Here is a 21,823-nt window from a genome sequence, read left to right as displayed (position 1 = left end):
CATTCGCAGCGTGCCTTGCTATCTCGCTGCGCTTGGAAGGCGAAAGTTTTTCGGCGCGGGCCTTCCCTCCAGCGCTCTTCTTTGGGTCTTTCATATCAAGTCCTTTGCTTGCAATAACCAGAAGCAAGCATGATTGCTTGCAAGCAAATGTGCAAGCACCGCAACCCGCTTCCCACAGGTAAGGAAAATCACATGAACGCAACCGTAACCGGTGGCGCGCTTTTGCGTGACCGCCAGATCAATCGTGAAGGCTTGGACCACATAAAGCGATGGGAGGGTGTGCGTCTCGTCGCCTATCGCGATGTGGCCGGTGTTCTCACTATTGGGTATGGGCACACGTCGAACGCTGGTGCACCCAAGGTCACGCCAGGCATGAAGATTACAGAGGCTGAAGCTGAGCGCATTCTTCAAACTGATCTTCGTAAGTTCGAAAAGCGCGTATCCGAGCTGGTCAAAGTGCCGTTGAACGATAATCAATTCGCCGCTCTGGTGAGCTTCGACTTCAATACCGGCGCGCTGCACAAATCAACGCTGCTCAAGAAGCTCAATGCAGGCGACTATGACGCTGTGCCCGTCGAGCTGATGAAGTGGGTGAATGCGGGCGGGAAGCGCGTGCAGGGTTTGGTCAATCGCCGCGCGTCCGAAGCAGGCCTGTGGGCCAAAGGCGAATTCGTGTCTTCGAATACGGTCGAGGCTTCAACGAAAGTGCCATCTACCGACGTTGCAGTCATTGGTGGCACTGGTGCGGCTGGTGCCGGTACCGCAATTGCGCCGATCGTTCCAGATTTGGTGGATGCGGTCTCCAGTCAACAGCGTGAGCTTACGAGCGGAGATTGGACGCGCATTACCATAGCTGCTTTCATCCTCGCTCTGACGCTTTATGGCATCTATCGCAAGGTCCGTTCGTGATGTTCGGGTCGTTGAAGATTTGGGCCGGTGCATCTGTCGTCGGCCTGCTGGCCGTTGTCGGGTCTTATCATCTTGGGAAGGTGGAGGGCAGGCGTAATGCCGCCACCTCCGCTCTGGAAACCTCAGTTCAAGTTCTCCGCGAAAGGGGAAAGATCGATGCGCAAGTCAATGCTTCTGATGCCGGTGCTCTTTGTGACGATCTCGGCTTGCTCAGCGACGAACTCAGCGAGTGTATGCGACGGCTGGCAGAAGCTCAGCCCGAACCTTGAGACGAGCGTGAATATAGTTCGCGATGATCGGCCATTTGCCAATCAGGTCGCAGCACATAACAGGTTTGGGGCATCGCGGGGATGCTGGAAATAAGAGGGCGGGACATTGAACGATAGGACTGAAACGATGGAAACCGCTGCTGATCTACGATCTCGCGTGGTCGCTCTCGAACAACAGGGCCAGGCGAGAGAACAACGCTTGGTCAATGTCGAGAACTGGCAACGGATGGCAGATATTGCCGAGGCGCGGAAGTCCGAACAATTCAAGGCCATGGATGATCGCTTCTCGCGGATCGAAGGGGATCTTGAGAAGATCAGCCAGACGTTAGCAAAGATTATGTGGCTGATCATCGGCGGCATCATCACGGGCATGGTGGCGTTTATCATGCGCGGGGGCTTTAGTGTCTGACTTCGCCTTGACATGTCTTCCTGCTAGCGATTGATTTTTCCCAGGGAGAGGGAGCCATGAAAGACAGTTCAACTGGCGTTCAGATCAGCCGATATGAATTAGTTGCACTTCATACCATCGCGGTGGGAACTGCGGATAGGGAGAACATCCCCGGTATAGCAAGAACCACCGTCGCTAAGCTTCTGGAAAAGGGCCTCATTGAGAGGATGGATGAGGTTCGTTTTGGTCAGCCGACCTATCGCCTCACACCGCAAGGCAAGGATGCGCTAACGCGCTTCCGTCAGCGTTAGGCAGACGTCCCTGTATTGTCACCTGCTCTCTGGCAATTTTCGGTATTCAAGTTGGTTCTCGATAAGTTTGGCGAGTACATTAGACGCTTCTTTTAGAAGGGAAGCGATTTCCACAGGGTGATAGTCGTCAAGAAAGTCTGAGGCATCTGCCAATTCGCTAACTAATTCAAAGGCACGCTCTGGGATATGCATCGGCCGTCCCCTTGGTTCCTCACAGTCGGAAAATTGTGTCTGGTAATGACACAAACAATTGGTAATCTAAGATTGATTATTGCGGCTAGAAGTACCGAATGTCTCATTTATTGCAGAACACGGAAAATCGACTCTCAGATGCGGAAGCGCTATTGTTTACCGCGAAAGACTTGGTCGGATCTATGCAAGAGGTAGATACAAATCACTTGCATGAGCTGCTCAACTAAGCTCTACGTGAGGTTAGGCTCATCCGCCTAAAGTGTCCAACGAAACGTTAATTACCACTTGGGTTAACCCTCCGCGAGGTGATCACTCTGTAGCGAAGTCCTCGCCGCGGCAGCCTTGATAGCCTTCTGCCACTGCGCTTTGTTCCATCGCCATTATCAGCCCGTCATCTCTCCGGAGGTGGCGGGCTTTTTGTTCGCGGCAATGAAAAACCCCGCCGAAGCGGGGTTGTTTTTATCTTACAGAAATTCTTGGCATCGACGGATATCTGAATCCGGACTTTATGTCACTGAGAGACTGTCGTTCACTTGCCGGGCGGATCAAATCATTCTCACGAACGACCCCACCTTCTCGCAGCGCCTTCATGTCATCAAGAACCTGCCGGACAGCATCGTAACCATCTGCCGCGCCGGGGTTCGTGCGCAATATTTCAGTTAGATTGACCATATGACCTCCTAGTAAACGGCACGGCTATCGCGCGTTTGAACCGCATACTGCCAGCCGCGTCTTCCCATATAATCCTTCAAAAGGCGATAGTATCCCGAAACTTTTTTGTTCAGGTCAGACAGGTCCGCGTCTGATCCAAAATCCTCGACCTCAAGCTTCAAATCATTTCTCACGGTCATGATCGACAGGCCTCGACCATGCGATCTCCATCGCGTAGTTTCATTTAGAGCGTTGGCGATCTCTTCTGCTCGAGATACTCTCATTTCTTGCGTGACCGTAAGTTGCCGATCTTTGGTTACATTCCAATTTTTGAATTTAAAATTAACGAGCCATTCTTTCAACAAATCAACGCTGTGCTCGCGTGCTTGCTCAAGCCAATGGAGGTGAGCCGGGTCAAACTTGTCCAAGAGAAATGCTAATTCTGCATGAGACAATTCGCCTCGTTTAGATTTTGCAATGATTTGATTGTACTTTTCTAAGTAGCCCAGACCTGGAACCCAGTCGCCATTTCGGTTCTGAATTTGAGGGTCAATGGGACCCAAAATGCTGTAATAGTCCATCAGGATTCTGTCACCCGACATCACCAATATCGTTCCGGCTGACATGGCGTGATTTGGAATAATGAAAGATATCTCGCCAGAATAGTGATGGCGCAAAATTGTTACAATTCGTTCGGCTGTTTCGATCGATCCGCCTTCGGTTTCTAAGAGAACGAGAAGGTTATCACGCTTGTCCTTCAGGTCATCCATCTGCTGCCTTATGATATCGTCAAATGGCGCAAAAATCGGATGAATGCAGGTTATAAGATCAGCTTCAAAGCAGTCTTCTACCTTTTTTAATCGTTCAACGAGTTCACTGTCGATATAGTTGTTCGACGCGGTTAAATCTGAAGAATCACTCAATGCTCTGCCCCCAAGTAGAAGCTTAATGAATGCACAGCCTGTGGCGAGCATCAATTAGACTAAAATTGTCTTTACATACTTTTTTTGACCCGTTTTGTTCCCAAGCAAGCTGGTAGGTGTCTTCTGCGCTGCGTTTGGTTCGTCGCTCATTGCAGGCCACCTTGATCTTTGATGGCCATTAGCAGACCTGCAACCCCAGCGGCTTTTGCCGCAGGCTGAGGAATGTCATTGCCGCGTGTTTCCGCCTCAATGCTCAAAAGCGCATCAGGCAGAATGCCGTTTTCAGCCATATGATCGGCAGCCATGTCGGCGGCGTCTTGGATTTGCTCGTAAAGCTCTGCCAGCATGTTCCAAACGCCGTTTGAGACGGCGCGCCGACCTTTGCACCAACTAGCCACGGTTTCATGGCTGACATCGAAAAACTCTGCGGCCTCCTTTTGAGAGAGGCCGCAGATAGCAATCGCTGTTTTGAAGCTGGTCACAGTCCGTTTGCCTTTGCGAGTTCAAGAGCGCGACCATAAAGAGCCAGGGTTTCGCGTGCAATGGCCAACTGGCTTTCTGACTTGATCTTGGTTTCGATGCGATGAACCAGCTCAGCCGTGTCTTTTTCAAGCTGTGCACGGGTGGTCGATGTTTCCGATCCGCCCTCGGAGATGAAGACGATATGGCGATTGCGGATGATTGCGTTAGTCATGGTCTTAGGCCTTTCTTGCCTCTTGCAGGTGGCGAACCGCCCCGCGTTGTTGATGACTTATTTGTACCGAAAATCGGTACATAATGCAACAGTTATTTTCAGTTTTTCGGAATTATCTGCATCACCCGGTTGCGAAACATCTCACCGGCGATTTCTACCATTGCCTCTGCGACATGATCTTCGTCCCAGCCGTTCTGTATGGCTGTGTCGCGCAGCTGTTCCAGCTCTTCGCGGAGCATGTCGCGGCATTCGTCCTGGTACTCGCGATCATGCGGCGGGCTTATGGGTCGTTTCATTTATCACCTTGGCTTCTTGAATATGCGGAGCGACACGTGCTCGCGTGAACCACACTGCTTGCATTTCAACCTACCTTCAACGGACTTAATGGTAGTGTCCTTTCCAAAGCGCTCAGCGAAGTTGCCTGCTTCAAACATATTGCTTCGCTTGCAGATACCGCACCAAGTCTGAACTAAATGAAAGCGGCTTAAATCACCAAACGTGGCTTCACGGCGACCCGCTGGACGCGTTGGTGTTTCAAATTCATCAGTCTTGAAGCGTCCATTATAGGCAATCAGGAGAAATCCGGGAAATTCATGGATCGCTTCTTGCCATGCAGCAGTATGGATCGCGTGATTGGCCGCTGTGTTTACATTGGCAATCATCTCCGACCGATCTTGTTTCCAAAGTTCAATACGATAATTGCCTTCGGAAATGTGAAGATCTTCACCGCGCGCCGACATCGGGCTTCCAGCCGCGGGAGAAACCATAGCTCATAGCCAGACTGGCAAACGTGATTTCGCGTTCAAGATGCTCAACGTGCGCGATCAGATCCTCAATCGCCCGAACGTGATTACCTTCATACTGATCAAGAAGCTTCTGAACGGCTTCGGGTGCCTCAATCGGTTTTCGACGTGCCATGATCCATCTCCTTTTCGGAGACTGATTGCATGACTCATTACCGCCGCTCAATCCTAAATGTTCTTTTTTTGTTCACGTTTGGAGTCGTGTAGCGTGCGCGCAAAATACCACGTGACAAAGATCACCACGAAAAGTCCCACGGACTATTTGCAAATTCCGACAAGTACATGATTATTATAGTGGAATGAAAATTGGGGATCATTTCCCCCAGTCAAGTGCGCTACCGGGCTGCGCTACATTCCGCGACCGAGGTTGCGTTTATAATGCCCGCGCACTGCACGCAAGCCCTAAACATAGAAAAGGCGTGTATTGAGAATAGAACTGCTACAAACCGACGGCTCGGGCAGGCCAATGAATAGCGTATTGATCTTTGACGCTGAGTGCGTCCTGTGTAGCAGTTGGATACATTTCATCCTGCGTCATGAACGGGACGCATCGATCTCTTTCGTCAGTGCGTTGTCCAAAACGGGTCTCGATCAGGCCGAGAAACGTGGCTTGGATAGATCCGATCTGCAAAACACGTTTCTGCTCATTAAGAACGGGCAGGCGCTGATGCGCTCCGATGCCGTTCTGGCGCTTGTGTCGCATCTGAAATTTCCCTGGTCGTTTCTTGGCAGCCTCCGTCTTGTTCCTCTTTTTATTCGGGATGGAATATATGAGCGAATCGCCCGGAATCGCTATCGCTGGTTTGACCGCAAACAAGCCTGCTTCGTGCCGCCCGCCCACGCGCGCTATCGCTTCATCGATGAGTAGCGGCGGTCATTCCGCGACGAGGCCTGTGCGCTGAAGAAGTTTGAGCAGGACGAGCGGGATGAGTGTCGTCAGGATGATGGTGACGAAGGCCATTGCCATTCCAAGACCCATGGAGCCCTGCTCGAACTGGCGCCAGATAAAGGTCGCGATGGTTTGCATGCCGACAGGCGCCAGAATGATCGATGCGACGAGTTCGCGGGAGGCGAGCGCGAAGACAAGAAGCATTGCCGAGGCCAGGCTTGGCATGACCAGCGGTAGCATGATGCGGCGGAACGCGGTGGAAGCAGACGCCCCGCAGACGCGCGCTGCCGCTTCCAGATTGTCGCCAACCTGCTGGAAGGCGGCAGTCGCGTAGCGCGAGGTTTGCGGCAGAAGGATGCAGCAATAGGCGAGGAGGAGGATCAGTGGCGTATTATAGGCCGTGAAAGGCAAGGCAGGCATGTTCCAGGCAAGGATCAGCCCGACGGCAACCACGATTCCGGGCAATGCGTTGGGAAGCACCGTCATGACATCGACGACATTGCGTCCGCGCGTCTTGGTCTTGACCACCGTATAGGCCGCGACGACACCGACAAGTCCGGTGACAAGAGCTGCCCCGATGCCAAGCGACAGGCTGTTACCCAGCGCTCCAAGCGCACCGGCCGAATTGGAGAAAACGGCGACAAAATTCTGCAGGCCCATATTATCGAGGGCCAGACCACCGGAGATTGTTCTGGAGAGCGCCGTCGCCAGAATTGCCAGCATCGGCACGCCGGTTGCAAGAAAGGCAATCGCTCCGAAAATCAGGAGAACCGGGAGCCTGGCACGGCCAAGCTCGCGCTTGTCCTTGCTCTGTGGCTTGCCGCTGACGGTCTGGTAGGAACGGCGATTTATGATCCAGCGCTGAACAAGGAAGGCCACAAGCGAAAGCGCCACCAGGGCGAGGGACAGTGCCGCGGCTCCCGCAAGGTCGATCGGCCAATCGCTCACGCGCGTATCTATGCCGTTGACCAGGACCGGAAAGCCCGCACGTCCGCCCAGCGCCGCCGGTGTGCCGTATTCCTCAATGGATGAGGCGAAGACAAGCAGGAGACTCGCAGTCAGGCCAGGCGCGGAAAGAGGCAGGGTTATACGCCAGAACGCACGCCGCGGTGATGCACCGAAGACGCGCCCGACATCCGCGTAGCGCGCGCCCACGGCCTCGACTGTGCGCGACACGGCAAAATAGACAACCGGAAACGTGTTGAAGGTCATGATGATGGTCATGCCGAACACGGAAAAGAGGACAGGCGCCAGATTGAAGCCGAAGAGTTGCTGAGCATAACCGCGCGGCTGCAATGTCATGATCCAGCCGAGTGTGGCGATATAGGGCGGGATCATGAAGGGAACGAGCAGCAGCACATCCCAGACCCGGGCAAAAGGCACGCGATAGAGCGCACGGATTACGCCGAGGGGAACGGCGAGGATGGCCGAGGCGAGAACCACGAGCAGGCCGAGGATGACGGTGTTGCGCCCCATGCGCAGCAGCGACGTGTCAGAAAAGGCCGAGACGACAGGCGTCAGGAATTCCCCGAAATTCCCCTGGCTGAGTTGCGGAAAGCTTGCCTGTAGCAAAATAGCCGCGAAGGGCACGGCGACGATCAGAAGAAGCCCGGCAATTGCTGCCCAGGCGGTGCCGGATGCGCCGGCCATGCCCTTCGCGTTCATGTCGATCCGTCCTCAGTTGGTGCCGAAGATGGAGCCGACCTGCGAAAGGATCTCCTTGCGCTTGCCATAGACTTCTGCCGAATTGTAGTCGAGCAGTTTTAGATCGCTCATGAGCGGACGTTCCGCAGCAATATCGCTACGAGCAGGCATGAGATAGGTGGCTGCGACCATCTTCTGACCTTCGTCCGACAGCATATAATCGATGAACTGCTTGGCCTCTTCCTGATTTTTGGACCAGTTCATGATCATTGCCGGGCGCGGCGCAACGACGGTTCCGGATGCAGGAAAGATCACTTCGATGCTTTCGCCCTTTGCCTTGTTGCCGAGCGCGATGTAATCGACTGCGCCGAACACGGCCGCCTTGGCTCCCTGAAGAACAGGATTGAGCGCTTCTGCGTTTGCACCGGCGATGATCGCGCCGTTTTGCTGAAGCTGCGTGAACAGGGCAAAATCGTCCTTCTCCCCGAGCGCGGCGCTCAGCTCGAAGGAGGAGCCGGACTGCGCCGGATCCGGTATGTTGACCAGCCCCTTGAACTCCGGCTTGGCCAGATCTGCCCAGTCATTCGGTTTGGGAGTACCGCTCTTGGTGTTCCAGACAATACCAAGGGCGGAAACACCTTGGGCGACGGCCATGTCGGTTTTCAGCATTGCCGGCACATTTTCAGCGTTCGGACTCGTGTAGGAAAGGAGCCAGTCGCGTTCGGCGAAGTCTTGTGCGGTGTCCCAGGATGCCGAAATAACAACGTCAACAGACGGATTAGCGGCTTCGGCTTCGATGCGGGCCATGACCTTGCCGGTCGTCGCCTGAAACACATTGACCTTGACACCTGTCTTCTCCGTAAAGCCGGCAGACAGCTTGTCGATGAGGCCTTTCGGACCTGCCGTGTAGACGGTGACATCGGCGTGTGCGGCCGTTGCCATCAGGACGCTGGTCAGCGTGGCAAGTGCCGCGCTCTTCAAAAATCCAACCATGGTTTTCCCTCTCGTTGGCGGATGATTTTTCAGGTGTTCAAACTGGTTCGAGAGCAGGCGTGCGGCTCGATCTCGATGCCGGGACGCCGCCGTCAAACCAGAGAACGGATTGAGGATCGATCGAAACGCCGATCATATCGCCGGGCTTCAGGCGCGTTGGACTCAAGAGTTGCAACTCTATTCCTTGCGCATTCGTGGGCTGTACCGTGACGAGATGCGCGTCGCCGCGAAAATGAGATCGAAGAACGATGGCGGGGAGGCCGCCTGCAGAGATTTCGCGCAAAGTGACACTGCGCAACGGCAGAAGCACCTTCGCCTTTGCCGAATGGCGCGGCCCGCCTGGCCACAGCGCTTCCTCGCCGCCAATAAGGTACCAATGGCTGGAGCGCCACTCCAGGTCGACAATTGTGCCTAGACGAAGGAATTCTGCGATTTCGGGCGTCGCGGGGCGCTCGATCAGCGTGTCGGGTGAGGCGAGTTGAACGATTTGGCCACCGCGCATGACAGCAATTTCGTCAGCAAGCGTCATGGCTTCCGAATGGTCATGAGTGACATAGACGGCAGTCAGATCGAGCGAAGCGATCAGATGTGCGAGTTCGCCAACCATGCTTTCGCGTAGTTCGCGGTCGAGATTGGAGAGTGGCTCGTCAAACAGGATGATCTGGGGTTCCGCTACGAGTGCACGCGCAATAGCCACACGTTGCTGCTGACCACCGGAAAGATCGCTTGGACGCCGATCACGCATGGCCTCAAGCCCGACACGCTGCAAGGCCGAAAGCGTGCGCGTCTCGCGCTCGGCCTTGCCTATGCCGCCGCGCATTTCAAGCGGGAAGGATACATTTTCCGCGACACTTAAATGCGGCCACAGCGCGTAATCCTGAAAGACCATGCCGAGATTGCGCTTCTCGGGCGGAAGAAACTTGTTTTGCGCCGCATCCGCAACAATCTCGCCGCCGATGGATAGAGAGCCTTCGCTGGGAGCCAACAGACCTGCAATGAGACGCAGCAAAGTCGTCTTGCCGCAGCCGGAAGGGCCGAGCAGGGATAAAGTCTTGCCGCGCATCAGCTCAAAATCGATCCCGTCCAGAATCGTCGCATCGCCATAGCGGAATTTGACCGCGCTGGCACGGATGGTTGGCAGGGACGGGGATGCGATCATCATGAAGGGAAGTGCCTCAGGCTATAGTTGCAGCCCGATTACTCTCCTCACGTGACACTTACGTGACAATTCTTTGAAGCGTTGAGGATGAAGGATTTCATAAATCAAAACTTCGATATTTGCACGTTTCTCTTATATTTCAATATGCGTATCTTATAATAGTAAAATATATTTGCGTATATATATCTCGCGCTTTCTTAATCTCGAAGGGGGATGCGGTGGAACACGGCAAGGAGCTGAACGACCTAATCATTTATCTTGAAAAGATAAATTTCAAGATGTTGCAATCCGGGCATTTCAGCTTGGCGTATTGCCTGGCGATGGGGTTGCAGGAGGCCAAGTCCATAACGGCAAGACTGAAGGATAAAAGACTCTTGTTGGATGAGGAGCAATATAGAGCCTAATTCGCAGGCTCTTGTTCCAGAGGCCCGACATGCCTACGCCGGGCCTCTTTTCTCTATACTGTCTTTCTTGAGCGGTAGCGACGATATCCCGCAGCCCGCAACTCACAGGCAGGACAGGTGCCGCAGCCGTGCCCCCATTCATGCCGGCCGCCACGTTCGCCGAGATAGCAGGTGTGGCTGTCTTCGATGATGAGGTCGATCAATGCCTGACCGCCTGTTTCCTCTGCCAGCTCCCATGTCTGCGCCTTGTCAATCCACATGAGCGGCGTCTCAAGGACGAAGCGACTGTCCATACCTAGATTAAGCGCGACTTGCAGCGCTTTGATCGTGTCGTCGCGGCAATCCGGATATCCCGAGAAGTCCGTCTCGCACATTCCGCCGACAAGATGCTTCAGGCCTCGCCGATAGGCGAGGGCAGCCGCAAATGTCAGGAAGATGATGTTGCGACCTGGCACGAATGTGTTCGGAAGACCGTTTGCCTGCATTTCGATGGCCACGTTGCTTGTGAGCGCAGTGTCCGAAATAGCGCCAAGCGAAGCCAGATCCACGGTGTGATCATCGCCCAGACGTCCGCGCCATTCCGGTTTGATCGCGAGCATCTTGTCGCGCAGGTTCTGACGGCAATCGAGTTCGATGCGATGCCGCTGGCCATAGTCAAATCCAAGCGTCTCGACCCTCTCGTAGCGCGCCAGTGCCCACGCCAGGCACGTCGTCGAGTCCTGGCCCCCGGAGAAGAGAACCAGCGCTCCATTGGGATCGACCTTATTGGCCATCATATTCGGCCCAGCACATCGACGTTTCAAAGACCCTGACCTGGACGAGTTGCGGCAGGAGCGGTTTGGTACGCTCCCATATCCAGATCGAAATGTTTTCGGCAGTAGGGTTCTTCAGCCCTTCGATGTCATTCAGCGTATGATGATCGAGCTGCGAAAGAAGAGGACCGAATGCTTTCTCCACGTCAAAAAAATCCACAACGAAGCCACTCTGCGGATCGACGGGGCCCTCAAGTTGCAGCTCGACCCGATAGGAGTGACCATGCATCCGATGGCAGCGATGCGTTTGGGGCACATTGGGCAGATGATGGGCTGCCTCGAACGTAAAGGATTGCGTGATCTTCATGGGATTCCAATTAGTTTATGGGTTTGCAGGCTCAAACGCCACTGCGGGTGTGCCAGACAATATTCGGTGGTGGCAATAGTATTCCCCGCCAGGTCGGGACCGTCCAGTGGTTGCAGGAAGTGGTGTTGAAAGTCGAAATCGACAAAGCGCTTCGGGTCGACGCCCGTTTGCGGAAAGACGAGCTTCAATTCGTCGCCCTTGCGCTGCACGATCTTGCTATCCGCTTTCGGACTGACGCAGATCCAGTCTATTCCGTCAGGTGCCGGAATAGTGCCGTTGGTTTCAACGGCAATTTCAAAGCCGTGCGCGTGCACAGCGTTGATCAAGGCTCCGTCCAGCTGCAATAGCGGCTCGCCTCCGGTGAACACGACATAACGCCGATGCTTGCTCTCGCCCCAGCAATCGGAGATTCTTTGCGCGAGTTGCTCCGCCGTCTTGAACTTGCCTCCGCCGGGACCGTCCGTACCGACGAAATCAGTGTCGCAGAAGGTGCAGACGGCGTTGTCGCGATCCTGTTCGCGTCCGCTCCACAGATTGCAGCCAGCAAAGCGGCAGAAGACGGAGGTGCGCCCGGCCTGCGCGCCTTCGCCCTGCAATGTCTTGAATAGTTCTTTGACGGCGTAAGTCATGGGCGAAAAGTCCGGTCGGGTGGAGTGATTTATGTGCGTAAGGACGGTGTCTTCAATCACACATGGACGTTGATGAAAACCGTGACGGTAGGAAAGTTACGGATTGTCTGTGCCAGGTACTCAAAAAACGCGAGCCAGGAGTTGCGGCGACAACCTCGTCGTCCAACCTGGAGAAGGTCGGTGGTTTGCCTGTTCGTGTATTTTTAGGAGGAAGAAAACCCGACAAACCGGTCATTCCGCGGACAGATTACTGCCGGTCTTAAAGACAGATGAGGCGGGTGCTCACCCGCCCCTCATCTCCGGTATCGTGCCGTAAAGAGCCGCTTTGTTGCGACAACTCCCGGGTTTAGACCAGTTCGCGGTGCAGATCGCGGACGCGCTCGACTTCGTTCCTCGAGCCAAGCACTACGCCTGTGCGCTGATGCAGGCCGACGGGAGCGATTTCGAGGATGCGATTGGTTCCGTCGGTGGCGACGCCACCCGCCTGCTCGATGATGAAGGCCATCGGATTGGCCTCATACATGAGGCGCAGCTTGCCGCTCTTGACCTTCTCCCGGCGATCAGCCGGATACATGAAGATACCACCGCGCGTCAGAATGCGATGCACGTCCGCCACCATCGAGGCGCACCAGCGCATGTTGAAATCACGGCCGCGAGGGCCTTCCCTGCCGGCGAGGCATTCGTCGATATATTTCGCAACCGGCGCGTGCCAATGGCGCTGGTTCGACATATTGATCGAGAATTCATTTGTGTCTTCCGGAATGGTGAGCTTTTCCTCCACCATGATCCAGGAACCGAGTTCGCGATCGAGCGCGAAGACATAGACACCGGTGCCGACAGTGAGGATGAGCAGCGTTTGCGGGCCATAGATCGTATAGCCGGCAGCGACCTGCCTGGAGCCGGCCTGGAGGAAATCTTTCTCCTGCATCTCGCGCCCGGTGGAATCAGCGGGAGCTTTCAGGACCGAAAAGATCGTTCCGACGCAGCCATTCACATCGATATTGCTGGAGCCGTCGATCGGATCATAGACCAGCAGATATTCGCCCTTCGGATAGCGATTCGGGATCGGATGTATGGCTTCCATTTCCTCTGAAGCGAGCGCCGCGAGATGCCCGCCCCATTCATTGGTCTGGATGAGAATCTCGTTGGCGATAACGTCAAGCTTCTTCTGTACTTCGCCCTGAACATTCTCCGTGCCGAGCGAGCCAAGCGTACCGGAAATTGCACCTTTGTTGACATTGTGGGCGATCACCTTGCAGGCACGCGCCACGATTTCGATCAGCAGGCGCAGTTCCGGTGGAATGACGCCCTCCTTGCGCTGCTGCTCGATGAGAAACTGGCTTAGGGTCGTGCGCATGCAATATTCTCCGCGATTACCATCATTGGAAGCTATTTCGCACTTCGATTACACTCGCGTGAAAACTTCGCAAGAGCGCGCAACGCTGTTTGCGCGTGCAAATCGATTAGATGAATATGAGTCTCAGTCAATTGCTGTAAACATATGCAATCAGTAGGCATTTTCCGTGTTCAAAAGGCGAACCGGTGTGAGAACGAGAATCTTCAAATCGAACCAGAGCGACCAGTTCTCGATATAGAACAGGTCGTATTCGGTGCGCAGACGGATCTTCTCATTAGTGTCCATTTCACCGCGGAAGCCATTGATCTGCGCCCAGCCAGTCACACCTGGTTTGACGCGGTGGCGGGCGAAATAGCCGTCGATAACCTCGTTATAGAGCAGGTTGTGCGTCTGCGCGCTGACTGCATGTGGGCGTGGGCCGACCAATGAAAGCGAGCCCAGCAGAGCATTGAAGAATTGCGGCAGCTCGTCGATCGACGTCTTGCGAATGATGCGTCCAACACGCGTCACGCGCGGATCGTTCCTGGTCACAGCCTTCTTGGCGGTCGGATCGCTCATCTCCGTGTACATGGAGCGGAACTTATAGACGTCGATCTCTTCATTGTTGAAGCCGTGGCGCTTCTGTTTGAAGAGGATCGGCCCCTTGCTGTCGAGCTTGATGGCAATTGCCGTGGCGACCATGATCGGTGAGAAAAGGATGATGCCGATCAGCGAGAAGACAATATCGAAGATGCGCTTGGCAACTGAATCCCAGTCGTTGATTGGCTTGTCCATGACATCGAGCATCGGTACGGCGCCAATATAGGAATATGCACGGGGGCGGAAGGTCAGCTCGGTCGAATGGGCCGAAAGCCGAATGTCCACCGGCAGCACCCAGAGCTTCTTCAGCATTGTCAGCACGCGCTCTTCTGCCGTGATTGGGATCGCCACGATCAGCAGGTCGATATGGGCGATGCGGGCGAATTCGATCAATTCCGAAACCGTCCCCAGCTTCGGATAGCCAGCGACAAGTGGCGGAGAGCGTCGGTCATCGCGATCGTCGAACATGCCGCATATGCGGATGTCGTTGTAGGGCTGTTCCTCAAGCGCCCTGATGAGAGTTTCCGCATTCTTGCCGCCTCCGACGATGACGGCGCGGCGCTCAATGCGCCCGTTGCGCGCCCAGCGTTGAAAAAGGCGGGAAAGGATGATCCGGCTTGTACCTACGCTGATGAGCGACATGGCGAACCATCCCGCAAGCCAGACACGCGAGAAAACGTCGGAAATCTTTAGAAAGAAGCCGATTACAGCAAGCAGGGCGAAGGAAAGCGCAAGCAGGCCCGCCACCAGGCCAATCCGCCTGAAGGGGTGAAACAGGGAGTGCACGGAATAGCACCTTGCGAATTCGAGCAATGCAACGCTGAGAGATGCGCAGCATAGTATCGCACCGAAATAATAAGCGGTCAGAGGTCCAGGAACCCCGACATAATGGTAGAAGACGAGGAAGCCGGAGGCTGCGATCAACAGGAATTCATAGATGCGCAGGAGACCGCTGACCATGGATGGTGAAAGCGTGTCATTGCGATATTGCGCGGCGACCTGTTTGGCGATTTCGTTGAGTTGAACCTCTTCCGCCCTGGGTCTGGCTGCATCGCCATGACTGATGAACCGACGGAAATTCTCTTCGCGTACCAATCTGTTCCCCTGCAATGTACGACCGTGACGTCACAATGCGTCGAAACCTGACGCAAGGAAAGATGAAACTGGCGGTTTGGTGAATGCTAGAGCGAAAGAAACGACCCGGAAAGCCACGCTTGCCGGGTCGTTAGGGGGCGGGCCACGCACTACCTGGGATCCCGCAACTGGAGCCGTGGAGGACGGCCTTGTCTCTCAACGATCAGAAGAGCCTTTCACGAACATAGACAGTATCGCCGGGAAGCAGCGGATCAGTGATCCGCACCCGTCCGGTCATTACCTCGCCATTTATATCGCGGGTGATATCGACATCCGTCTGATTGGCGCGTGGCGAGAACCCGCCAGCCGATGCAATGGCCTTTTGCGCGGTCATGCCGGGAACGTAGGAGTATTGGCCGGACGAACCGACTTCGCCCATGACGAAGACGGGACGGTATGTATCTATCTCGACTGAGACGTCCGGATTACGTAAAAAGCCGTTTGCAAGCGAAAAAGCGAGGCCTTGCTCGATCTGCTTGACCGTCTTTCCCCGGGCTGCAATGGCGCCAACCAACGGGAAGGCGATATAGCCGCCCTGATCGACGACGTAGGTGTTGGTGAGGCTGTCCTGTTCGAAAACCGTAACGCGGATTCGATCGCCTGCGCCGAGGCGATACGGAGCATTAAGTGCCTCATGGAAGGCAGGAGGTGCCGGGCGATAGCTTGAACAGGCGGAAAGGGCGATGGAAACGCCAATTGCCAGACTGAGAGCTACCGGGAATTTCATGAGAAACGCGCTACCTTTGATAGACGAAACTTGAACAGTTATTTGTCATAGATTTCGTCTATCAAGGTTAATGCCGGGTAAATTCAGCGGTTCTTCTGGAGAATTTCGGCGGCGTAGAAATATAAACCTGCGCTCCCTGATCGCGGGCAGGCCGCAGAAAGATACGGCGATAGCTCTAGGCGGCTATCTCATATTCCGGTGGCGCTGTGGGCGCTTCTAGAAGCGCCGACAGATTGCCGCTCTCCGTGCTGTGAACATTGATGACGAGACCATTGTCCTGCGGGCGCTGGGTGAGATAGGCGGAACCGCTTTTGTTGATCCCGTCATCATCGGTGATATGGGATCGGAATTCCCCCGTATCCACAGAGGCGAGCCAATTTCGTCCGAAGAGGGTGGAACGCTCGTAATAGTGGATTGAGCCGCTGCTTCCGAAAATGAGATCATCTGCCTTGTCGCCCGCGTTCAGATCAAGCTTGGAGACTGGAATGCTGCGACCTTCGAGCCTTTGCTGCGCCTCAAAATTGTAGCCGTGGAGCGTCTCGATGACATTGATAATGAATTGTTGCCCTTTCATCAGGCTCAGCGTGTGATGACGTCCGTTGTCTTCAACGATGACGAGGTGCAGCGGCGTGTAATCCACGTTCCTGAGGATAATCTGCTCAAGCGGCATGTTCTCTCCTTCGCAATCAAGATGAACCTGAAAGTGACTTTACGTTATCAAGCTAAGCATGGAGCAGGGGAGCGCGTAACAGGTAGAATTGCGGGGAAGCTGACGCAGCGGCCCCGATCGCCAGGCTGCGTGAGAATAGAGAGGTTCCGTTTCCGAACGAAGCGTCTCTTGCGCTGAAGATCAGCTGGCCGCTGCCTGGATGTTGATGCGGCGCAGCAGATTATAGGCGATGACCGAGAGCGCCATTTCGGTCTTTGTGCCCTTGAGGTTACGTGTGAGGAAGCGTCCGCCGCCGTCATACGCTTGATCGTACCGAAAGGGTGTTCGACCGAGCATCGCCGCTGCCGCATGAGATCACGGTCGGCTTCAACGCGTTGGTTCATCCGTTCGAGGGCGTCCTCATGACTGCCGTGCGATGGTACGGCGACGACTGGCGGTGCATCTGCTTTCCAGTGGGCAGTTTGCGCAGGACTGTGCCTGCGCCTCGTAAACCAACCGGAGTCCTTTCTTTGTCGGGGACTCGTAGGTCAGCAAATTCCCCGCAAGAACCTCTTTTGCAGCAAAGGCGACGGGATGCAGCATCCGGGTATCATTGAATTCCGTCGTCACTTCACGATGCAAAATGAGGCCCGTTTCGGTATCGACTGCTGTCTGTACTTTGACGGATGGCGGCTTCTTTCCATGCCTGACTCCCGTCGGGCGGGCATCGTCTTCGCCTACATAACTGCGTTCCTCAACGCCAAGACGGATCGCCGGGCGTTGAGTTCCTTCTTTCGTGATTGCAGGTCAAGCAGCAACTTCGCAGTCGCCTCCGGACGATCGTCCGCTTCTGCCGTATCGGCCTCATCAAGGTTGGAAAGGTAAGCAGTAATTCGCCGATCCAGATCGACTTTCTGCCAAGTACTTTCTTGTAGCTTGCCGCCGCGCGGAACTTCGAGCCGTCGATCGCGACCGGTTTACCCTGGAACAGGTCCTGGCCACGGCATAGCAGGACAAGTGCCCGGCACGCCGCAATGATGGCAGGTCCGTTGTCACGGCGAAAGTCGGCGATGGTTTTGAAGTCGGCGCAAGCCTGCGTAGCAACCACATCAGTTCGAGGTTACGGTGGCACTCCCGCTCGAGTTTCCACGATGAACGCAGTTCATTGACATAACCGAAAATATAAGGGCGCAGCATGTCGCGCGGATCATAGCTGGGCCGGCGTATATTCGCAGGAACGGCCCGATCAAACCCGAGAGCCGCAAAGTCCAGATTGCCAACGAAGGCGTCTAATGACCCTGACTGGAGCATTCGCGTCGACATAATCATCGATTGGGCGGGTAAAAGCATGGATTGATGGCGATCATCCCGGCAACATAGCGCATCCGCCCGCTCCGATAGTTATTTCGTCGTCACCTCGACCAGAGCCGTCACCGGCTTGCCGCTCACAAGAATGGGCCGGTGGTGGTCGTCGGCCAGCAGAATGCCGATGACGTGGCGTCCGGTCGCACTGGGGCAGTGGCCGAAGCGCGCCCTGATCAGATCGCCGCCGAAGTCGCTGTTCATGCTGTTATAGGGGCGACCCGGAATATTGCACGTATCACCGTCGGGATCGATCTTCATATGGACGTGCCCACATCGACGGTCTTCCCCGCATTGCCCGGCGGGAAGCAGCTTGAAGTTGCTCCTGACGACAACACCGATCGCACGTTCCGTATCGTCACCTAATGCAACGGTGGTTCCAGCTTTGGGCCAGACGATTTCAAGTGTCGGATTATCCTGAGCCTGCGCGGCGGAGAGCGAGAGGGCGGCACATGTCAGGCCGATTGCGAGGATAGAACGGAGCATGCAAAACCTCCTGATGATGTAATCAACGATTACACAGAAATCGGCCTATATGCAATAAAATAATCGATGATTACATGCCTCCTTCATGCTAAGCGTCAGACATGGATACAGACCAGCCCACAAATGACCCGCATGCCAAGCGCTACCACCACGGGAACCTCGTCGAGGCGCTCGTCGCTGCGACAATAGAGATCATAGAGGAACGCGGCGTCGAGCATGTCTCCGTGCGTGAAGCCGCCAAGCGAGCCGGTGTTTCGCCCGGTGCACCGTTTCGGCATTTCCGCTCCAAAACGGCTTTGATGACCGCCGTCGCGGAGCAAGCGATGACCCGGTTAACCGAAGCCGTCGCACTGGCGCACACGAACGCGGACAGTTCCGATCCACTGGCGATCTTCGAGACCATTGGCCATGGTTACCTGCGTTGGGCCATTGCCAACCCGACGCATTTCGAGATCATCAGTTCGCGAACGCTGATCGACTTCAATTCGTCCGAGATCCTGAGGAACCAGAACGAGGCCATTCGTCGCCAGATGATCGATCTGTTGACCGACGCCAGAGAGCGGGGCCAGATCGTCGGTGATCTGGATTTCGATGACCTCGTCCTCGGCGCCCGTGCTCTGGTCTATGGTTTGGCCCGTATGGCAATCGACGGACATTTTCCAGAGTGGAATGTTACCGAGCCTTCATCCGAGGCAATGCATCAAGCGCTTCATCTGTTTATAAGTCAGATCGCCAAAAGATAGGCCTCTTCCGGGCGGGCCCGGAAAACAGGCTGTTTTCACACAGCCTGTTGCATATGGCCGTCGGCGTGGTGCCCTATGAAACCCCGTGAGACGTGGCCGCACTGGATTTTTCGAGTTTCTTAAAGAATTGTAAGCCATAGCGAGTCGCACGATGATTGGCGGGAGCGACGAATGGGCGCGCAGAATGCAATGAACGACGAAAGTCCAAAGGGGAGCGCTGCATCTTCGCTGAGGACGTTGGTCTTTGCGATCTTTCTTATCCTGGCAATCGTGGCATTGGCGGTGATCGGCTGGCTTTTCACGAAAGGTCTTTTAGTCGAAGCGGCCATTGCGCTGTTTGCGCTCCTGATGGCGGCTCTGGTTGCGATGCGCAGTCGCCGTCTAAGGGCGCGGGATGAACCCAAGGAATTCGGAGGAGAAACTCAGCTCCACATTCCAGCGGCTGAAAAGGTGGAGCCGCGTCCTGTAACTCAGTCCCTTCAAATAAAACGAGACAACCTTGTTACAGAAGAGCTTGATCCGGTCCTCAAGCTTTCCGAGGCGGCCAGGAAGCTCGAGGACGAAGAGACAAAGCGCATCCTTTTTGTTTCGCCCGATGGCGAGGGCGGTTCCGCCGCTTCCATCCGCTATGCGCGTGAACGGGCAGACAAGGGCGGCCGCGTTGTTCTCGTAGACATGACCACTGAAGGCGTCATTGCACGTCCGACCCTGGAAGGTAGCGTGAAGGCCGGCATCACCGACCTCCTGTCCGGCAGCGCGCGTTATGCTGACGCAATCCATGCCGATCTCTACTCGGATACCCATATTGTGCCGCTGGGCCGCGTCGATCCCGAGCGTGCGATGCGGGATGCAGACCGTCTGCCGATCATTCTGAATGCACTGGCAGTCGCTTATGACGTCGTTGTGATCGAATGTGGCGCATCATCTGCGGAAGGCTTGCATCGGCTGGCAGACAAAAGCTGTTCGATTTGCATCTCGGTCGTGCGGGACCGCAAACGCGCAATGGAATTGAAATACTCGATGGTCCAGCTGGGTTATCCGACGCCTTATCTTGTCTGGGCCGAAATTTGATTCATCGGCCTAGCGATCGGAAATGGCTGACGCCTTCTTCAGCCCGCGCCGATCGCTTGCCATCCATTTGATGATTCCCATGGCGGGAAGGACCCAGAGCAGCCCGGTGGTCAGGAAATAGAGCATATGCGCGACGGGACCGGATTCGGCCAGCTGTGCGACGGCAATTGCAGTTGCCATGATCGCATAGATCACAACCAAGGCGACGAGAAGCACCGTTCCGATCAGTTTTTTTATACGTATATTCATCGGCGGACTTCCCTCCTGCAAAGATGATCGATTGAAGACGATCTGCAGCGGGGCGTCAACCGCGACGGCATGTCGCTACTGTTGCACGCTTGCACCCATGCCGCATTTGTATCATTGACTGCGCATGCGAACGCGGGGGCAGCGCTTGAAGCACCGTTGTCCGATCAGCATATGCACGGACGAGGCCGTTTCCCAAAACGTATGATGGGGAAGCGAACCGAGTGGGATGAAGCAAATATGAGCATTTTGGCAGAAGATAGCACGATCGACCCGATCTCCCTGCAGAGGAGAGAAGAGAAAAATCGAACGGCGCTGCGCTGGTGGCTCTATCTCGTCCTTCTCGTTCTTTTCTCGCTTGTCGTCGTCGGCGGCGCTACGCGCCTTACCGAATCGGGTCTTTCAATCACGGAATGGAAACCCATCCATGGCGTCGTCCCGCCACTCAATGGCGCGGAATGGCAGGAAGAATTCGAAAAATATCGCCAGATCCCGCAGTATCAGCAGATCAACAAGGGCATGTCCCTCGAAGAGTTCAAAACTATCTTCTGGTGGGAATGGGCACATCGCTTCCTGGCGCGAGCACTCGGCGTTCTCTTCGCGCTTCCGCTCGCCTGGTTCTGGTTCACCGGCCGTATCGAAAAAGCGTTGAAACCACGGCTTTTGGTGCTTCTGGCCCTTGGCGGGCTGCAAGGTGCCGTTGGCTGGTGGATGGTGGCGTCTGGGCTCGTTGAGCGCACGGACGTATCGCAGTACCGTCTGGCCACGCATCTGACGCTCGCCTGCGTCATCTTTGCGGCGATCATGTATGTGGCGCGCGGCATTGCTCCGCACCATGCTGATCCCGCATCAGCGCAGACGCGCAAGGCGGCTGGTTGGCTGGTCGCGCTCGTGCTCTTTCAGATCTACCTGGGCGGACTAGTTGCCGGTCTGAATGCAGGCTACACCTTCAATACCTGGCCGTTGATGGACAGTGCGCTCATTCCTTCGGATCTGCTGATCCAGAGTCCCTGGTGGGTGAATTTCTTTGAGAATGTGAAGACGGTGCAGTTCGTGCACCGCACCGGTGCCTATCTGATCTTCTTCGTCGCGCTTTGGCACATGGTCGCCGCTCGCCGCGCCGATCCAGGTTCGACGCATGCACGTCGCGCGCTGCTGCTTTTCCACCTGGTGTTGATCCAGGCGATTGTTGGAATTGCGACGCTGCTCACACACGTGCAAATCCATACGGCCCTGGCTCATCAGGCAATGGCGCTTGTCGTGCTGGCCTTCGCAGTGGCGCACTGGCGCGGTACCAAGGGGCCTTATCCGCTGGAAACGCAGATCAAGCTGGCGCGATAAAGGCCGAGCGGAAGAGGGGGATTGTCTGCGCGACGCGCAGGCTTGCGTTCCTCTTCCGGCATGTACATCCCCGGTATGCCAGCTCGCGGAGAGGCACGTATGCATGCGGGGATAAGTGGGAATGGCGCTCCTGTCGCGGCTATCCGCGGCT

At 55.4% G+C, this 21,823-nt stretch carries 29 protein-coding genes and 1 pseudogene; 9 read left to right on the top strand and 21 right to left on the bottom strand.

Annotated elements, in window-relative coordinates:
* The first annotated feature begins 192 nt into the window (after positions 1–192).
* The 4 genes from IE151_RS15890 (at position 193) to IE151_RS15875 (ending at position 1,877) form a co-directional block, all read left to right on the top strand.
* The gene (locus IE151_RS15890; protein WP_189492438.1) at positions 193–909 is read left to right on the top strand and encodes a lysozyme; all 717 of its coding nucleotides are present in this window, start codon (positions 193–195) and stop codon (positions 907–909) included.
* The gene (locus IE151_RS15885) at positions 909–1,178 is read left to right on the top strand and encodes a hypothetical protein (RefSeq protein ID WP_210310905.1); all 270 of its coding nucleotides are present in this window, start codon (positions 909–911) and stop codon (positions 1,176–1,178) included. Before IE151_RS15890 ends, IE151_RS15885 begins: the two co-directional genes overlap by 1 nt.
* Before the next feature lie 127 nt (positions 1,179–1,305).
* Entirely contained in the window at positions 1,306–1,587 is a 282-nt protein-coding gene (locus tag IE151_RS15880) for a hypothetical protein (protein WP_189492434.1), read from the top strand.
* Positions 1,588–1,643: 56 nt separating this feature from the next.
* Entirely contained in the window at positions 1,644–1,877 is a 234-nt protein-coding gene (locus IE151_RS15875; RefSeq protein WP_189492431.1) for a hypothetical protein, read from the top strand.
* Positions 1,878–1,895: 18 nt separating this feature from the next.
* On the opposite strand, the gene IE151_RS15870 is transcribed toward IE151_RS15875, so the two are convergent.
* The 7 genes from IE151_RS15870 to IE151_RS15840 all read right to left on the bottom strand — a co-directional run bounded on the left by IE151_RS15870 (position 1,896) and on the right by IE151_RS15840 (position 5,255).
* A complete protein-coding gene (locus IE151_RS15870) occupies positions 1,896–2,069 on the bottom strand; it encodes a hypothetical protein (protein ID WP_189492429.1) in 174 nt (57 codons plus the stop codon).
* A gap of 680 nt (positions 2,070–2,749) precedes the next feature.
* On the bottom strand, positions 2,750–3,643 hold the full coding sequence (locus tag IE151_RS15865) for an SDH family Clp fold serine proteinase (protein WP_189492426.1): 894 nt from the start codon (positions 3,641–3,643) through the stop codon (positions 2,750–2,752).
* 146 nt (positions 3,644–3,789) lie between these two features.
* On the bottom strand, positions 3,790–4,125 hold the full coding sequence (locus tag IE151_RS15860) for a helix-turn-helix domain-containing protein (RefSeq protein WP_189492423.1): 336 nt from the start codon (positions 4,123–4,125) through the stop codon (positions 3,790–3,792).
* On the bottom strand, positions 4,122–4,337 hold the full coding sequence (locus tag IE151_RS15855) for a hypothetical protein (protein WP_189492421.1): 216 nt from the start codon (positions 4,335–4,337) through the stop codon (positions 4,122–4,124). The genes IE151_RS15860 and IE151_RS15855 overlap by 4 nt, the downstream gene beginning before the upstream one ends.
* 98 nt (positions 4,338–4,435) lie before the next feature.
* On the bottom strand, positions 4,436–4,633 hold the full coding sequence (locus IE151_RS15850) for a hypothetical protein (protein WP_189492418.1): 198 nt from the start codon (positions 4,631–4,633) through the stop codon (positions 4,436–4,438).
* A 3-nt stretch (positions 4,634–4,636) separates the two neighbouring features.
* Positions 4,637–5,077 carry a hypothetical protein gene (locus tag IE151_RS15845; protein ID WP_189492415.1) on the bottom strand — a complete coding sequence of 147 codons (441 nt, stop codon included), beginning with the start codon at positions 5,075–5,077 and terminating at the stop codon, positions 4,637–4,639.
* On the bottom strand, positions 5,061–5,255 hold the full coding sequence (locus IE151_RS15840) for a hypothetical protein (protein ID WP_189492412.1): 195 nt from the start codon (positions 5,253–5,255) through the stop codon (positions 5,061–5,063). Before IE151_RS15840 ends, IE151_RS15845 begins: the two co-directional genes overlap by 17 nt.
* A gap of 351 nt (positions 5,256–5,606) precedes the next feature.
* Between IE151_RS15840 and IE151_RS17990 the strand changes: the two genes are divergently transcribed.
* A complete protein-coding gene (locus IE151_RS17990; RefSeq protein WP_189492408.1) occupies positions 5,607–6,008 on the top strand; it encodes a thiol-disulfide oxidoreductase DCC family protein in 402 nt (133 codons plus the stop codon).
* A 6-nt stretch (positions 6,009–6,014) separates the two neighbouring features.
* On the opposite strand, the gene IE151_RS15830 is transcribed toward IE151_RS17990, so the two are convergent.
* Genes IE151_RS15830 through IE151_RS15820 form a run of 3 tightly spaced genes read right to left on the bottom strand, consistent with a single transcriptional unit; the run spans position 6,015 to position 9,828 of the window.
* Complete coding sequence (locus IE151_RS15830) at positions 6,015–7,694, bottom strand: ABC transporter permease (RefSeq protein WP_189492405.1); 1,680 nt, start codon at positions 7,692–7,694, stop codon at positions 6,015–6,017.
* A gap of 12 nt (positions 7,695–7,706) precedes the next feature.
* Positions 7,707–8,666, bottom strand: coding sequence for an ABC transporter substrate-binding protein (locus IE151_RS15825; RefSeq protein ID WP_189492403.1), 960 nt, complete (start codon positions 8,664–8,666; stop codon positions 7,707–7,709).
* A 37-nt stretch (positions 8,667–8,703) separates the two neighbouring features.
* Positions 8,704–9,828, bottom strand: a complete 1,125-nt coding sequence (locus IE151_RS15820) for an ABC transporter ATP-binding protein (protein WP_382344676.1) — start codon at positions 9,826–9,828, stop codon at positions 8,704–8,706.
* Between the two features lie 215 nt (positions 9,829–10,043).
* Here IE151_RS15820 and IE151_RS15815 point away from each other — a divergent pair, with 215 nt between their 5' ends.
* On the top strand, positions 10,044–10,229 hold the full coding sequence (locus tag IE151_RS15815) for a hypothetical protein (RefSeq protein ID WP_189492400.1): 186 nt from the start codon (positions 10,044–10,046) through the stop codon (positions 10,227–10,229).
* Between the two features lie 53 nt (positions 10,230–10,282).
* Here IE151_RS15815 and queC read toward each other — a convergent pair whose 3' ends face one another.
* The 10 genes and pseudogenes from queC to IE151_RS15765 form a co-directional block, all read right to left on the bottom strand.
* Positions 10,283–11,002: a 7-cyano-7-deazaguanine synthase QueC gene (queC, locus tag IE151_RS15810; protein WP_189492660.1), complete on the bottom strand. Its 720-nt coding sequence runs from the start codon at positions 11,000–11,002 to the stop codon at positions 10,283–10,285.
* Positions 10,992–11,348 (bottom strand): 6-carboxytetrahydropterin synthase QueD, encoded by a 357-nt coding sequence (gene queD, locus IE151_RS15805; protein ID WP_189492397.1) that lies wholly within the window; start codon positions 11,346–11,348, stop codon positions 10,992–10,994. Before queD ends, queC begins: the two co-directional genes overlap by 11 nt.
* On the bottom strand, positions 11,345–11,977 hold the full coding sequence (gene queE, locus IE151_RS15800) for a 7-carboxy-7-deazaguanine synthase (RefSeq protein WP_189492394.1): 633 nt from the start codon (positions 11,975–11,977) through the stop codon (positions 11,345–11,347). The genes queD and queE overlap by 4 nt, the downstream gene beginning before the upstream one ends.
* Positions 11,978–12,323: 346 nt before the next feature.
* Positions 12,324–13,334, bottom strand: coding sequence for a class 1 fructose-bisphosphatase (locus IE151_RS15795; protein ID WP_189492391.1), 1,011 nt, complete (start codon positions 13,332–13,334; stop codon positions 12,324–12,326).
* Positions 13,335–13,484: 150 nt separating this feature from the next.
* Positions 13,485–14,978, bottom strand: a complete 1,494-nt coding sequence (locus tag IE151_RS15790; protein WP_244636836.1) for an undecaprenyl-phosphate glucose phosphotransferase — start codon at positions 14,976–14,978, stop codon at positions 13,485–13,487.
* A gap of 232 nt (positions 14,979–15,210) precedes the next feature.
* On the bottom strand, positions 15,211–15,774 hold the full coding sequence (locus tag IE151_RS15785; protein WP_189492388.1) for a polysaccharide biosynthesis/export family protein: 564 nt from the start codon (positions 15,772–15,774) through the stop codon (positions 15,211–15,213).
* Positions 15,775–15,949: 175 nt separating this feature from the next.
* Positions 15,950–16,444, bottom strand: a complete 495-nt coding sequence (locus tag IE151_RS15780; protein ID WP_189492384.1) for a hypothetical protein — start codon at positions 16,442–16,444, stop codon at positions 15,950–15,952.
* Between the two features lie 180 nt (positions 16,445–16,624).
* Positions 16,625–16,780, bottom strand: a complete 156-nt coding sequence (locus IE151_RS15775) for a hypothetical protein (protein WP_189492381.1) — start codon at positions 16,778–16,780, stop codon at positions 16,625–16,627.
* A 577-nt stretch (positions 16,781–17,357) separates the two neighbouring features.
* Positions 17,358–17,773 (bottom strand): annotated as a pseudogene (locus IE151_RS15770) (transposase); the annotation flags it as partial.
* Between the two features lie 51 nt (positions 17,774–17,824).
* On the bottom strand, positions 17,825–18,271 hold the full coding sequence (locus tag IE151_RS15765) for a hypothetical protein (protein WP_189492374.1): 447 nt from the start codon (positions 18,269–18,271) through the stop codon (positions 17,825–17,827).
* Positions 18,272–18,372: 101 nt separating this feature from the next.
* On the opposite strand from IE151_RS15765, the gene IE151_RS15760 reads away from it, so the two are divergent.
* Both IE151_RS15760 and IE151_RS15755 read left to right on the top strand, forming a co-directional pair.
* Positions 18,373–19,014 (top strand): TetR/AcrR family transcriptional regulator, encoded by a 642-nt coding sequence (locus IE151_RS15760; protein ID WP_189492371.1) that lies wholly within the window; start codon positions 18,373–18,375, stop codon positions 19,012–19,014.
* A gap of 171 nt (positions 19,015–19,185) precedes the next feature.
* Complete coding sequence (locus IE151_RS15755) at positions 19,186–20,085, top strand: tyrosine-protein kinase family protein (protein WP_189492368.1); 900 nt, start codon at positions 19,186–19,188, stop codon at positions 20,083–20,085.
* Positions 20,086–20,094: 9 nt separating this feature from the next.
* Here IE151_RS15755 and IE151_RS15750 read toward each other — a convergent pair whose 3' ends face one another.
* Complete coding sequence (locus IE151_RS15750; protein ID WP_189492365.1) at positions 20,095–20,334, bottom strand: DUF2842 domain-containing protein; 240 nt, start codon at positions 20,332–20,334, stop codon at positions 20,095–20,097.
* A 237-nt stretch (positions 20,335–20,571) separates the two neighbouring features.
* On the opposite strand from IE151_RS15750, the gene IE151_RS15745 reads away from it, so the two are divergent.
* Positions 20,572–21,672 carry a COX15/CtaA family protein gene (locus IE151_RS15745; protein WP_189492361.1) on the top strand — a complete coding sequence of 367 codons (1,101 nt, stop codon included), beginning with the start codon at positions 20,572–20,574 and terminating at the stop codon, positions 21,670–21,672.
* The last annotated feature ends 151 nt before the right edge of the window (positions 21,673–21,823 follow it).

The sequence above is a fragment of the Limoniibacter endophyticus genome (assembly GCF_014652835.1).
GTDB lineage: Bacteria > Pseudomonadota > Alphaproteobacteria > Rhizobiales > Rhizobiaceae > Limoniibacter > Limoniibacter endophyticus.
Note: the sequence above shows the minus strand (reverse complement) of the source record. Positions and strands in the feature narration are given on the sequence as shown.

Coding starts and splice junctions, on each gene's coding strand:
- IE151_RS15890 (WP_189492438.1), top strand. CDS start 193: ATGAACGCAACCGTAACCGGTGGCGCGCTTTTGCGTGACCGCCAGATC.
- IE151_RS15885 (WP_210310905.1), top strand. CDS start 909: ATGTTCGGGTCGTTGAAGATTTGGGCCGGTGCATCTGTCGTCGGCCTG.
- IE151_RS15880 (WP_189492434.1), top strand. CDS start 1,306: ATGGAAACCGCTGCTGATCTACGATCTCGCGTGGTCGCTCTCGAACAA.
- IE151_RS15875 (WP_189492431.1), top strand. CDS start 1,644: ATGAAAGACAGTTCAACTGGCGTTCAGATCAGCCGATATGAATTAGTT.
- IE151_RS15870 (WP_189492429.1), bottom strand. CDS start 2,069: ATGCATATCCCAGAGCGTGCCTTTGAATTAGTTAGCGAATTGGCAGAT.
- IE151_RS15855 (WP_189492421.1), bottom strand. CDS start 4,337: ATGACTAACGCAATCATCCGCAATCGCCATATCGTCTTCATCTCCGAG.
- IE151_RS15850 (WP_189492418.1), bottom strand. CDS start 4,633: ATGAAACGACCCATAAGCCCGCCGCATGATCGCGAGTACCAGGACGAA.
- IE151_RS15845 (WP_189492415.1), bottom strand. CDS start 5,077: ATGTCGGCGCGCGGTGAAGATCTTCACATTTCCGAAGGCAATTATCGT.
- IE151_RS15840 (WP_189492412.1), bottom strand. CDS start 5,255: ATGGCACGTCGAAAACCGATTGAGGCACCCGAAGCCGTTCAGAAGCTT.
- IE151_RS17990 (WP_189492408.1), top strand. CDS start 5,607: ATGAATAGCGTATTGATCTTTGACGCTGAGTGCGTCCTGTGTAGCAGT.
- IE151_RS15830 (WP_189492405.1), bottom strand. CDS start 7,694: ATGAACGCGAAGGGCATGGCCGGCGCATCCGGCACCGCCTGGGCAGCA.
- IE151_RS15825 (WP_189492403.1), bottom strand. CDS start 8,666: ATGGTTGGATTTTTGAAGAGCGCGGCACTTGCCACGCTGACCAGCGTC.
- IE151_RS15820 (WP_382344676.1), bottom strand. CDS start 9,828: ATGATGATCGCATCCCCGTCCCTGCCAACCATCCGTGCCAGCGCGGTC.
- queC (WP_189492660.1), bottom strand. CDS start 11,002: ATGGCCAATAAGGTCGATCCCAATGGAGCGCTGGTTCTCTTCTCCGGG.
- queD (WP_189492397.1), bottom strand. CDS start 11,348: ATGAAGATCACGCAATCCTTTACGTTCGAGGCAGCCCATCATCTGCCC.
- queE (WP_189492394.1), bottom strand. CDS start 11,977: ATGACTTACGCCGTCAAAGAACTATTCAAGACATTGCAGGGCGAAGGC.
- IE151_RS15795 (WP_189492391.1), bottom strand. CDS start 13,334: ATGCGCACGACCCTAAGCCAGTTTCTCATCGAGCAGCAGCGCAAGGAG.
- IE151_RS15785 (WP_189492388.1), bottom strand. CDS start 15,774: ATGAAATTCCCGGTAGCTCTCAGTCTGGCAATTGGCGTTTCCATCGCC.
- IE151_RS15780 (WP_189492384.1), bottom strand. CDS start 16,444: ATGCCGCTTGAGCAGATTATCCTCAGGAACGTGGATTACACGCCGCTG.
- IE151_RS15775 (WP_189492381.1), bottom strand. CDS start 16,780: ATGCTCGGTCGAACACCCTTTCGGTACGATCAAGCGTATGACGGCGGC.
- IE151_RS15765 (WP_189492374.1), bottom strand. CDS start 18,271: ATGCTCCGTTCTATCCTCGCAATCGGCCTGACATGTGCCGCCCTCTCG.
- IE151_RS15760 (WP_189492371.1), top strand. CDS start 18,373: ATGGATACAGACCAGCCCACAAATGACCCGCATGCCAAGCGCTACCAC.
- IE151_RS15755 (WP_189492368.1), top strand. CDS start 19,186: ATGGGCGCGCAGAATGCAATGAACGACGAAAGTCCAAAGGGGAGCGCT.
- IE151_RS15750 (WP_189492365.1), bottom strand. CDS start 20,334: ATGAATATACGTATAAAAAAACTGATCGGAACGGTGCTTCTCGTCGCC.
- IE151_RS15745 (WP_189492361.1), top strand. CDS start 20,572: ATGAGCATTTTGGCAGAAGATAGCACGATCGACCCGATCTCCCTGCAG.